The organism is Gordonia hirsuta DSM 44140 = NBRC 16056 (assembly GCF_000333015.1).
In the GTDB taxonomy this organism is placed as follows: Bacteria; Actinomycetota; Actinomycetes; order Mycobacteriales; family Mycobacteriaceae; genus Gordonia; species Gordonia hirsuta.
Genome location: NZ_BANT01000006.1, coordinates 16,299 through 28,140 on the forward strand (window position 1 = coordinate 16,299; position 11,842 = coordinate 28,140).

Sequence of the window (11,842 nt, forward strand, 5' to 3'; positions counted from 1 at the left end):
TTTACTTCCCTTCGGTCGCAGCGGCGGCGGCAGCGGCGCGAGCGCGCAGCATGCCGGCCGGTGCGACTTCCTCGACGGACAACCCACGTCGGGCAGCGACCTCTTCGGGGCGCTGCAGCGACTGGAGTGCCTCGACGGTCGCGTGCACCACGTTGATCGCATTGTCCGAGCCCAGGCTCTTGGCGAGCACGTCGGTCACACCGGCGCACTCCAGGACGGCGCGCACGGCGCCACCGGCGATCACACCGGTACCCGGGCTGGCCGGGCGGAGCATCACGACACCGGCCGCGGCCTCACCCTGAACCGGGTGGGTCACGGTGCCGCCGATCATCGGGACGCGGAAGAAGTTCTTGCGAGCCTCTTCGACACCCTTCTGGATCGCGGCAGGCACTTCCTTGGCCTTGCCGTAGCCGACGCCGACCATGCCCTGGCCGTCGCCGACGACGACGAGGGCGGTGAAGCTGAAGCGCCGACCACCCTTGACGACCTTGGAGACGCGGTTGATGGTGACGACGCGCTCGAGGTGGTTACGCTCCTCGCGCTCACCACGGCCGCCGCGGTTGTCGCGACGGTCGCCGCGGCCACGGCGCTCGCCGCCGCCGCGATTGTCATTGCTGGGGTTGGTGCCGGCGGGTCCGTTACCGCCGTCACGCTGACGTCCGGGCATCAGAGGTTCCCTCCGGTCTTGGTCATGGTGTTGATCTTGGTCATCATCAGAACGCCAGGCCTCCCTCACGGGCGGCATCGGCCAGTGCCGCGATACGGCCGTGGTAGGCCTTGCCGCCGCGGTCGAAGACCACGGTGTCGATGCCTGCGGCCTTGGCCCGCTGGGCGACGAGCTCGCCGACCTTGGCGGCCTGCGCGCTCTTGTCGCCGCCGGCGGCACGCACGTCGGCCTCGATCGAGCTGGCGGCGGCCAGGGTGTGGCCGGTCAGATCGTCGATCACCTGAACGTGGATGTGGCGGCTGCTGCGCTTGACGGCCATGCGCGGACGGGCCGCGGTGCCGTTGACCTTCTTGCGCAGGCGGAAGTGACGACGCTTGGTCGCACTGCGGCGACGGGTCGACACGTCCTTGCCGATGGGTGTGCGGTCGATTGCTGCTTCACTCATGTCTTACTTACCCGTCTTTCCGACCTTGCGGCGGATCTGCTCACCCTCGTAGCGAATGCCCTTGCCCTTGTAGGGGTCCGGACGACGCAGGCGGCGGATGTTCGACGCGATCTGGCCGACTTGCTGCTTGTCGATACCCGAGACCGAGAACTTGGTCGGGGACTCCACCGCAAAGGTGATGCCCTCCGGGGCCTCGATCGGCACGGGATGGCTGTAGCCCAGGGCGAACTCGAGGTCCTTACCCTTGGCCTGGACGCGGTAGCCGACGCCGAAGATCTCCATCTTGGTGGTGTAGCCCTTGGTGACACCCTCGACGAGGTTGTTGACCAGCGAGCGGTTCAGGCCGTGGAGCGCGCGGGTGCGGCGCTCATCGTTCGGCCGGGTCACCACGATGGTGTTGTCTTCCTGCGCGACCTGGATGGGGTCGGTCACCGTCAGGCTCAGTTCGCCCTTGGGGCCCTTCACCGCGACGTCCTGGCCGTTGATGGTCACCGTGACACCGGCGGGGATTTCAATGGGGTTTTTACCGATACGCGACATTGTTCTTAGCGCCCCTTACCAGACGTAGGCGAGGACTTCGCCGCCCACGCCCTGGTTGGCTGCCTGTCGATCGGTGAGCAGACCGGACGACGTGGAGATGATCGCCACGCCGAGGCCGCCGAGGACCTTGGGCAGGTTGGTGGACTTGGCGTACACGCGCAGGCCCGGCTTGGAGACACGACGCAGGCCGGCGATGCTTCGCTCGCGGCTCGGGCCGTACTTCAGGTCCACGGTGAGCTTCTTGCCGACCTCGGCGTCTTCGACGCGGAAATCGGCGATGTAGCCCTCACGCTTGAGGATCTCGGCGATGTTCACCTTGATCTTCGACGACGGCAGGCTCACCTCGTCGTGGTACGCCGAGTTGGCGTTACGCAGACGTGTCAGAAAGTCTGCGATCGGGTCAGTCATGGTCATGGTTGACCGTCAACCTTTCTCGTAGCGGTTCCCATACAGCGCTGGACCCCGGGTTTTACCCCGTCGACCTGCGGTGGGCCTTCCACGAAGTGGATAGTTGTGCAAGGTTCTTCCCCACCGATGCCGTTGGCTTTTCGCCGGCACCGGGAAGGTATGAAGTTGTGGCTCCCGGGGGCACAGTTCACCCGGGCAACCGCTCAAGTGTAGAAAACTCCCGCGCCCAGGCCAAATCGCCCCGCTCCCCGCTCCTGCCGCCGGTCGGAGTGCGACCTCCGAGTCCAGCGACCACGAGACGGTCACCAGACTCGGAGGTCGCCCCAGGTACGACGACGACTTCCGAGGCCCGCGACCACGAGAGGGTCACCGGACTCGGAGGTCCGCCGCGGCATGAGTTGCCCACAGGCAGCACGGGCGCAGGGGGTTGTCCACAAGCGCCGGGTTGCGCTCCTTCTCCGCGGCGGCGACGGACCGCAGACTGCGAGTATGCCGCGCATCGTCGTACCGCTTCCCGGGGATCTGCCCGCGCTGCTCGATGAGCAGGACGGGGTGATCACCCGCCGGCAGATCCTCGACGGCGGCGGCACTCCGGCGCTGGTGCGCAGCAAACTGCGCCGCGGCGAGTGGGTGCGCAAGTACCCGGGGGTCTACCTCACGCACACCGGGGACCCGAGCCCCCGCCAGCGCACCTGGCTCGCCCTACTCGGCGGCGGCGCCGGGGCGGTGCTGTGCGATCGCTCGGCCGTATTCGCCGCCGGCGGCAGCGTCGACGGCCGGCGGTACGACGACGGCGCGGTGCACATCGCCGTCGACGGTCACGGCAATCTGCGCCGGCGGTCGGCGCGCGTCGAGCCGGTCGTCGTGCACTACATCAGCGGTCTCGCCGAGAAGTCGCTGATCAATGTCCGCCCCGCACGCCTGCGGCCCGAGTACGCGGTGCTGCGCGTGGCGGGGCAGGCCGACACCGAGCACCGGGCCGTCGCCCGCCTCGCCGAGGGGGTCGGTTCCCGGATCGTGACCGCCGAGCGCATGCTCACCGTCCTGGGCAGCCGGCACAACTACCGCAGGCAGACCTTTCTGGAGCAGGTCCTGGCCGATATCCGCGACGGCACCTGCTCGGTGCTCGAACACCGCTACCTCACCGACGTCGAGCGTGGTCACGGACTCCCCGCCGGTACGCGTCAGGCACCGACCGCAGTGGGCCGCAAGGGATTCCGCGACGTGCTGTACGGCGAGGCCGGGGTGATCGTCGAACTCGACGGACGGTTCGGGCACGACGACGCCGCCGCCCGCGACCGCGATCTGGAGCGCGACCTCGATGCGCTCATCGGCGGCATCGGAGTCACCGCCCGGGTCGGTTCCGGCCAGGTGTACGACCGCCCGTGCCAGACCGCCCAGAAGGTGGCCCGACTGCTCACCGCCCACGGCTGGACCGGCACCCCGACGCGCTGTCGGATCGCCTGCACCCTCCGCTGGCCGCCCCCGCCGTGAACGCCGGGTACCTCGCGCCGCATCCGCACCTGCCGCGTCGCCAGGCCCGGAAGGTGCTCGCCGCACCGCTGTCCTCGGCGGGCCGGGTCACCCGCCGACCGGTAGCGTGCCGGGGGTGAAGGTCGACTGGGAGTTGTTCGCGTGCGGGATCCGCGGGCATGAGACCTACCGGCCGGACGAGGCCGAGATCGCCGGCCGCGTCCGCACGACGACCCCGTCGGGCGAGGCATGGCGCTGCCTGCGCTGCGGCGACTTCGTCCCCGGCGATCCGGCGCGCAGCGGCCCGGCCGCCGATGCCCCTGCGGTGGCTCGCGGCGGCGTGCTCCGCGATCTGGTGATCATGCGGCTGCTCGCCGTCGACCGCTTCATCCACTTCCTCGGATTCACCGTGATCGGCGCGGTGATCCTCGCCGTGCACTTCACCGAGGGCGCCACGCTCCGCGACCAGTTCGAGGCTGCGGTGCCGCGCCTGGAGCCGGCCTTCAGTCAGCTCGGTTGGAACGTGGCCGACTGGAATGCGTTCCGCACGCTGGAGGAGGCGGTCGACCTCAGCGCGGCCACCGTCACCTGGATCGGGGCCGGGGTGCTCGCCTACGGCCTGCTCGAACTCGTCGAGGCCACCGGACTGTGGCTCGGCCGACGCTGGGGCGAGTACTTCTCCGTCCTCGTGACCGGCATCTTCATCCCGCTGGAGATCTACGAGCTCCTCGACCGGGTGACCGGTTTCAAGGTCGCCGCCCTCGTCATCAACGTTGCCGCGGTGATCTGGCTGGTCTGGCGTAAACGGCTTTTCGGCGTCCACGGCGGGCAGGCTGCGAACCGCGCACAGCATGCGGCCGCGAACCTCCTCACCGAGGACGACCCCTCGTAGTCCCCCGTCGGTATCTGCGTGATCCGGTCCGGCGGCACCGACTGGCCGGCGGCCGTCGTGCGCCGGCCGTCCTGGCCGGACTTCCGCGCGCCGTGACCACTTTGCCGTCACCCGGCTCGGAGGTCGCCACCGAACGGTGAGCGGCGCGACGCCGCCACCCGCCCCTCAGCCCAGCGTCACCGGACGACCACCCAGCCGCCGCACCGTCGCGATCAGCAGACCCCCGAACACCACCAGCCACACCGCGAACGCGACCCACGCCTCCCAGGTCCCGAGTTCGTCGAGCCAGCCCGTCCCGCGCATCACGCCCAGCTCGCGGGAGGACTCGCCGTACATGCCGATGGGGAACACCATCGCCCACAGCGCGGCCCGGTAGCCGCGGATCGCCCCGCGCCGGGTGCGCTGCCACACCTGCAGCGCGATGGTCGGCGGGATCATCCAGGTGACGAACGCCCAGAGCGCCATCGCCACCCCGCCGACCAGCATCCGCGGCATCACCAGCTGCTCCTCGGCGGTTCCGAGCACCTCGGCGGCACCCAGGATCGAGATCGCCCCGGCGCCCAGGAACACCCAGTACGGGGCCACCTCGTCACCGGACCGCACGCCCGCCGCCAACAGCCGCAGCGCCACCAGCGCCGCCACCAGGATCAGCTGCAGCACCCCCAGCCCCCAGAACAGGACCGCGAAGGTGGCGCCCACATCGGCACCGGTCGCCTTCGACCACGCCCCCAGCGACACCGCCAGCGCCTGCGTGGACACCACGATCAGGAACCAGGTGCCGTCGAACATCCGCAGCGAGCGCCGCCCGCGGGTGCTGGCGCGCACCACCAGAGCGGCCAGGATGCCGTACTGCAACGACACCCAGGCGACCGCCGAGACAATGATCACAACCAGTGCGAAAACGTGCCAGCCCAGCGGTGTCATGCGCGCGGCGATCACTCCGCCGGCGGCCACGAAGGCCAGCGTCCGGGTCGACCGCGCCGTCACCTCCCGGCGCGGGGTGGTGACCCCGCCGGCGAACCCGGCCAGCACCCCCGAGAGCAGCAGAAAGTAGCCCGCCAGCGCGAGCCAGAACAGGATCAGCGAGACCGTTTCGGCCAGCCGACCGGCCACGGTTCCCGCAGGCCACAATGCGAGCGAATTGTGCAGTGCGGTCGAGACGATCCCGGTCGCCATCACGAAGGTGAAATGTTCCAACCGAAGCCCTCGCCAGCTGGTCAAGAGTCTTTGGTCCATAGCCGGTACACCACCTCCCCATTCAATGCACGCGGTTTACTTTAAATAATGCCCACTGCGTTCAAATACGCCTAGGGTCAGAGCCATGACGGGCACAGCTAGAACTCAGGGCGACGCGGCGCAGGCACTCCTCGACATAGGTCGATTCTTCACCCGCTGGGACGAGACCGCGGACAAACGCGCCGTTTTCCGCGAAGGCGGCCGCGAAGGCGACGTCTTCTACCGGGACCGCTGGAGTCACGACAAGATCGTGCGCTCGACCCACGGTGTCAACTGCACCGGCTCGTGTTCGTGGAAGGTCTACGTCAAGGACGGGATCATCACCTGGGAGACCCAGGAGACCGACTACCCGTCCGTCGGCCCGGACCGCCCCGAGTACGAACCGCGCGGCTGCCCCCGCGGCGCCGCCTTCTCCTGGTACACCTACTCCCCCACCCGGGTGCGTCACCCGTACGCGCGCGGGGTGCTGCTGGAGATGTACCGCGAAGCCAAGAAGCGCCTCGGTGATCCGGTCGAGGCGTGGGCCGATGTGACCGGTGATCCGGTACGACGACGCGCCTACCAGCGCGCCCGCGGCATGGGCGGGCTGGTCCGCGTCAACTGGGGCGAGGCCATCGAGATGGCCGCGGCCGCCCACGTGCACACCATCAAGACCTACGGCCCCGACCGCTGCACCGGCTTCTCGCCGATCCCGGCGATGTCGATCGTCAGCCACTGCGTCGGCACCCGGTTCATCCAGCTGATCGGCGGCGTCATGACGTCGTTCTACGACTGGTACGCCGACCTGCCGGTGGCCAGCCCGCAGGTCTTCGGCGACCAGACCGACGTCCCCGAGTCCGGCGACTGGTGGGATGCGACCTACCTGATGATGTGGGGCTCCAACGTCCCGGTCACCCGCACCCCCGACGCCCACTGGATGGCCGAGGTCCGGTACCGCGGCACCAAGGTGGTCAGCGTCTCCCCCGACTACGCCGACAACACCAAGTTCGCCGACGAATGGCTGCCCGCGCAGGCCGGCACCGATGCGGCCCTGGCGATGGCGATGGGGCACGTGGTCCTCAAGGAGTTCTTCGTCGACACCTCGACGGACTTCTTCAACGGCTACGTCCGTCAGTACACCGACCTGCCGTACCTGATCGGTCTGGACGATCACGAGCACGAGGGCGCCGCGACCCTGATCCCCGGCAAGTTCCTCACCGCCGAGCAGGTCGGGCTGGGCAACGGCGAGAACGACGAGTGGAAGACGGTGCTGCTCGACGACGTCACCGGTGAGCTGGTGGCCCCGCGCGGCTCGATCGGCCACCGCTACTCGCAGGCCGAGGAGGGCGACTGGAACCTGGATCTGGGCGAGGTGGTGCCGCGGCTGAGCCTGTACGACGACCCGGCAGCCGAGCGCGTCCAGATCAGCGTCCCGGCCTTCGAGGCGCCCGACGGCAGCGGCTCGGTGCTGCGCCGCGGCGTCCCGGCCCGGCGTATCAACGGCCGCCTGTACACCACGGTGCTGGACCTGATGCTCGCCCAGTACGGCGTGGGCCGCGACGGTCTGCCCGGCGACTGGGCCACCGGGTACGACGATGTGAACACCCCGTACACCCCGGCCTGGCAGGAAGAGATCACCTCCGTCCCGGCCGAGGCGGCGATCCGCATCGCCCGCGAGTTCGCACAGAACTCGCTGGACTCGGGCGGCCGGTCGATGATCATCATGGGCGCCGGCATCTGCCAGTGGTTCCACGCCGACGCCACCTACCGCGCGATCCTGGCGCTGCTGATGCTCACCGGTTGCCAGGGCCGCAACGGCGGCGGCTGGGCCCACTACGTCGGCCAGGAGAAGTGCCGGCCGATCACCGGCTGGATCTCGCTGGCCAACGCGCTGGACTGGGCCCGCCCGCCGCGTACCCAGCCGGGCACGTCGTTCTGGTACATGCACACCGACCAGTGGCGCGGCGACGGCTACTCCACCGGCTCGCTGGCCTCCCCGCTGTCGAAGGGGTCGCTGAACCACGAGCACACCGCCGACGCGATCGCCCAGTCCGCGCGGCTGGGCTGGCAGCCGTTCTTCCCGCAGTTCAAGACCAACTCGCTGCAGGTGGCCGAGGATGCCCGCGCCGCGGTGGAGGCCGGCACCGCCGAGAACCCGGCGCAGTATGTGGCCGAGTCGCTGTTCGACGGCTCCCTGGAACCGTCGATCGCCGATGTCGACGCCCCCGAGAACTGGCCGCGCACCCTGATCCTGTGGCGCTCGAACCTGCTGGGTTCCTCGGCCAAGGGCGACGAATACTTCCTGCGGCATCTGCTGGGCACCCAGCACAACGTGATCGGCCAGGAGCTGCCCGAGACCCCGCGTCCGCGCGATGTGACATGGCACGACCAAGCCCCCGAGGGCAAGCTGGACCTGCTGCTGTCGGCGGACTTCCGGATGACCTCGACCACGCTGATGAGCGATATCGTGCTGCCGGCGGCCACCTGGTACGAGAAGTACGACCTGAGCTCCACCGATATGCACCCGTTTGTGCACGCCTTCACCCCGGCGATCGATCCGCCGTGGGAGGCCAAGAGCGACTTCGACCTGTTCCACCTGCTGGCGCAGGAGATCTCGCGGCAGTCGGTCAAGCATCTGGGCACCGTGCACGATCTGGTGTCGGTGGCCAACCAGCACGACACCCCGGCCGAGGCGGCCAACCCGCACGGCATCGTCGACGACTGGCTCGGCGGCGACAAGCCGGGTGTGCCCGGGAAGAACCTGCCGAACTTCGCCGTCGTCGAACGTGATTACACGGCGCTGGCCGACAAGCTGTCCACCGTGGGACCGCTGGCTGACGAGCTCGGGTTCACCGTCAAGGACATCACCTTCGACATCGCCTCGCAGATGCCGAAGCTGGCCGCCAAGAACGGGGTCATGATGTCCGAATCGGGCACCTCGGTGGTCGACGGGCGCCCGGCGATCGACACCGATGTGAAGCTGGCCGAGGCCATCTTGATGTTCTCTGGCACCACCAACGGCGAACTGGCCGTCGACGGTTTCGAGAAGCTCGAGCGCCACACCGGCAAGGAGTTCGTCGATCTGGCGCTGGGCTCGGAGGAGAAGCGCATCACCTTCGCGATGACCCAGGACAGTCCACAGCCGGTGATCACCTCGCCGGAGTGGTCGGGCAGCGAGACCGGCGGGCGACGGTACGCCCCGTTCACGATGAACATCGAACGGGAGAAGCCGTTCCACACCCTGACCGGGCGGATGCACTTCTACCTCGACCACGACTGGATGCTCGACATCGGTGAGGCCCTGCCGATCTACCGGCCGCCGCTGGACATGCATCGGCTGTTCAACGAGCCCAAGCTCGGCCCCAACGGGGAGAAGGAGATCGTGGTCCGGTACCTGACTCCGCACAACAAGTGGTCGATCCACTCGGAGTACCAGGACAACCTGTTCATGCTGTCGCTCTCGCGCGGCGGGCCCACGGCCTGGCTGTCGCCGGAGGACGCCGCCGCGATCGATGTGGTCGACAACGACTGGATCGAGTGCGTCAACAACAACGGCGTCTTCGTCGGCCGCGCGGTGGTGAGCCACCGCATCCCCGAGGGCGTCACCTATGTGCACCACGCGCAGGAGCGCACCATCGACGTACCCAAATCCGAGGCCACCGGCAAACGCGGCGGCATCCACAACTCGGTGACCCGCGTGCTGGTGAAACCGTCGCATCTGATCGGCGGCTACGCGCAGCTCTCGTACGCCTTCAACTATCTCGGACCGACCGGAAACCAGCGAGACAACGTCTCCATCGTTCGCAAGCGCAGCCAGGAGGTGACCTACTGATGCGAGTCATGGCTCAAGTCGCGATGGTGATGAATCTCGACAAATGCATCGGGTGTCATACATGTTCGGTGACCTGCAAACAGGCGTGGACCAACCGCGCCGGCACCGAATACGTGTGGTTCAACAACGTCGAGACGCGGCCCGGCCAGGGCTACCCGCGACGCTATGAGGATCAGGAGAAGTGGAAGGGCGGCTGGGAGCTCAACCGGCGGGGGCAGCTGCGGCTGCGCACCGGCGGGCGCCTGCAGAAGCTGGCGACCATCTTCGCCAGCCCCGTCCAGCCCACGCTCGAGGACTACTACGAGCCGTGGACCTACGACTACGAGAACCTGATCTCGGCACCGCTGGGCGACGACATCCCCGTGGCCCGGCCCAAATCGCTGATCACCGGTGAGGACACCAAGATCACCTGGTCGGCCAACTGGGACGACAACCTGGGCGGTTCGGCGGCCACCGCGGCACAGGACCCGATCCTGCAGAAGCTGCGGGAGGAGTCTTCGGCCAAGATCAAGTTCTCCTTCGAGCAGACGTTCATGTTCTACCTGCCGCGGATCTGCGAACACTGCCTGAATCCGTCGTGCATGGCCTCGTGCCCGTCCGGTGCGATCTACAAGCGCGAAGAGGACGGCATCGTGCTGGTCGACCAGGACCGCTGCCGCGGCTGGCGCCAGTGCATCACCGGCTGCCCGTACAAGAAGATCTACTACAACCACCGCACCGGCAAAGCCGAGAAGTGTACGTTCTGCTACCCGCGCATCGAGGTCGGGCAGCCGACGGTGTGCTCGGAGACCTGCGTGGGCCGGCTGCGTTACATCGGGATCTTCCTGTACGACGCGGACAAGGTGACCGAGGCCGCCTCGACCCCGAACGAGCAGGATCTGTACCAGGCCCAGCTGGACCTGATGCTCGATCCGTCGGATCCGGAGATCATCGCCCTGGCCCGCGAGGCCGGGATCCCCGACGACTGGATCGACGCCGCGCAACGGTCCCCGGTGTACGCGCTGGCCAAGACCTACAAGGTCGCGCTGCCGCTGCATCCGGAGTACCGCACCATGCCGATGGTCTGGTACGTCCCGCCGCTGTCGCCGATCGTGGACCTGCTCACCGAACAGGGGCACGACGGCGAGTCCGCCGAAAACCTGTTCGGCGCGATCGACACCCTGCGCATCCCGATGGAGTACCTGGCCGAGCTGTTCACCGCCGGTGACGTCTCGCTGATCCACGACGTGCTGCGCAAGCTGGCCGGCATGCGCAGCTACATGCGCGATGTGGCACTGGGCCGCGAACCGAATCCGCTCATCCCGGCCTCGGTCGGCATGGACGAGGAATCGATGACGGCGATGTACCACCTGATGGCGATCGCCAAGTACGAGGACCGGTACGTCATCCCGACCGCGCACGTGGAGCAGGCCCACAACCTGGAGGAGATGGGCTGCTCGCTGGACTACGACGACGGCCCCGGCATGTACGAGTCCGGTCCGTTCGGTGAGGCCAGCGGCCGGGCCACCCCGGTGTCGGTGGAGACCTTCCAGGCGCTGCGCCAGCGCCAGACCAGCGATCACGCCGCCGACGAGGGTCAGCTGCGCCGCCGGGTCAATCTGCTCAACTGGGACGGCAACGGCTCCCCGGTGGGCACCGGATCCAAGGACGACTGATGCGCAATCCGTTCGCCACCGCGGGGACACGGCAGCGCCGCAAGTCCGCCGACCACCGGGTGCTCTATCAGGCGGCGTCGCTGTGCCTGCAGTACCCCGACACCGAGCTGCTGGCCTCGCTGCCGCTGCTGGAATCGGCGCTGAGCCAGCAGCCGCAGACCGGCCCCACCGCCGACCTGCGCCGGCTGGTAGAGCATCTGCTCACCGGTGACCCCGACCAGCTGCGGCAGGACTACATCGACCTGTTCGATCTGTCCCGCCGGCACACCCTGTATCTGACCTACTGGTCGGACGGGGACACCCGCCGCCGCGGCGGGGCGCTGGCCGAGATCAAGGCGCTCTACCGCGAATCCGACTTCCTGGTCGACACCCGCGGGGAGCTGACCGACTACCTGCCGATGATCCTGGAGTTCACCGCGCGGGTGAACCCCGACGGCGGCCGGGAGCTGCTGATCTCCCACCGGGCTTCGCTGGAGCTGATCCGGCTCGCCCTGCAGGAGAAGGACTCCCCGTATGCGCACGCGCTGGTCGCGGTGTGTGCGACGCTGCCGGGCGAATCCCCGGCCGATAAGGCCAGTGCCCTGGCGCTGCGCCAGCCGCCACCGGTCGAGCACGTCGGCCTGGATGCCGGCGATCCCCGGCTGCTGCCGCTGTTCACGACCACCGAGATGGCCGCCATGACCGGCGGTCCCGCACGACGAGGAAGGTGAGGAAG

10 protein-coding genes are annotated in these 11,842 nt (G+C 68.5%); 5 read left to right on the forward strand and 5 right to left on the reverse strand.

The features are described 5' to 3' along the window. Position 1 precedes the first annotated feature (1 nt). The 4 genes from rpsE to rpsH are packed head-to-tail and all read right to left on the reverse strand — an operon-like array spanning position 2 to position 2,066. Complete coding sequence (gene rpsE, locus GOHSU_RS02955; protein ID WP_005936613.1) at positions 2–667, reverse strand: 30S ribosomal protein S5; 666 nt, start codon at positions 665–667, stop codon at positions 2–4. A gap of 46 nt (positions 668–713) precedes the next feature. After that, positions 714–1,112 (reverse strand): 50S ribosomal protein L18, encoded by a 399-nt coding sequence (gene rplR, locus GOHSU_RS02960; protein WP_005936617.1) that lies wholly within the window; start codon positions 1,110–1,112, stop codon positions 714–716. A 3-nt stretch (positions 1,113–1,115) separates the two neighbouring features. Continuing rightward, positions 1,116–1,652 carry a 50S ribosomal protein L6 gene (gene rplF, locus GOHSU_RS02965; protein ID WP_005936621.1) on the reverse strand — a complete coding sequence of 179 codons (537 nt, stop codon included), beginning with the start codon at positions 1,650–1,652 and terminating at the stop codon, positions 1,116–1,118. A gap of 15 nt (positions 1,653–1,667) precedes the next feature. After that, a complete protein-coding gene (gene rpsH / locus GOHSU_RS02970; protein WP_005936625.1) occupies positions 1,668–2,066 on the reverse strand; it encodes a 30S ribosomal protein S8 in 399 nt (132 codons plus the stop codon). A gap of 483 nt (positions 2,067–2,549) precedes the next feature. On the opposite strand from rpsH, the gene GOHSU_RS02975 reads away from it, so the two are divergent. Next, on the forward strand, positions 2,550–3,554 hold the full coding sequence (locus tag GOHSU_RS02975) for a hypothetical protein (protein WP_024332748.1): 1,005 nt from the start codon (positions 2,550–2,552) through the stop codon (positions 3,552–3,554). 115 nt (positions 3,555–3,669) lie between these two features. Next, on the forward strand, positions 3,670–4,425 hold the full coding sequence (locus GOHSU_RS02980; protein ID WP_005936631.1) for a DUF2127 domain-containing protein: 756 nt from the start codon (positions 3,670–3,672) through the stop codon (positions 4,423–4,425). A gap of 165 nt (positions 4,426–4,590) precedes the next feature. Here GOHSU_RS02980 and GOHSU_RS02985 read toward each other — a convergent pair whose 3' ends face one another. Then, the gene (locus GOHSU_RS02985; RefSeq protein WP_005936634.1) at positions 4,591–5,622 is read right to left on the reverse strand and encodes a tellurite resistance/C4-dicarboxylate transporter family protein; all 1,032 of its coding nucleotides are present in this window, start codon (positions 5,620–5,622) and stop codon (positions 4,591–4,593) included. A 124-nt stretch (positions 5,623–5,746) separates the two neighbouring features. Between GOHSU_RS02985 and GOHSU_RS02990 the strand changes: the two genes are divergently transcribed. Genes GOHSU_RS02990 through narJ form a run of 3 tightly spaced genes read left to right on the forward strand, consistent with a single transcriptional unit; the run spans position 5,747 to position 11,837 of the window. Next, positions 5,747–9,472: a nitrate reductase subunit alpha gene (locus GOHSU_RS02990; protein ID WP_005936651.1), complete on the forward strand. Its 3,726-nt coding sequence runs from the start codon at positions 5,747–5,749 to the stop codon at positions 9,470–9,472. Further along, the gene (narH, locus tag GOHSU_RS02995; protein WP_005936654.1) at positions 9,472–11,127 is read left to right on the forward strand and encodes a nitrate reductase subunit beta; all 1,656 of its coding nucleotides are present in this window, start codon (positions 9,472–9,474) and stop codon (positions 11,125–11,127) included. Before GOHSU_RS02990 ends, narH begins: the two co-directional genes overlap by 1 nt. After that, positions 11,127–11,837 (forward strand): nitrate reductase molybdenum cofactor assembly chaperone, encoded by a 711-nt coding sequence (narJ, locus tag GOHSU_RS03000; protein WP_005936658.1) that lies wholly within the window; start codon positions 11,127–11,129, stop codon positions 11,835–11,837. The genes narH and narJ overlap by 1 nt, the downstream gene beginning before the upstream one ends. Positions 11,838–11,842: the final 5 nt, after the last annotated feature.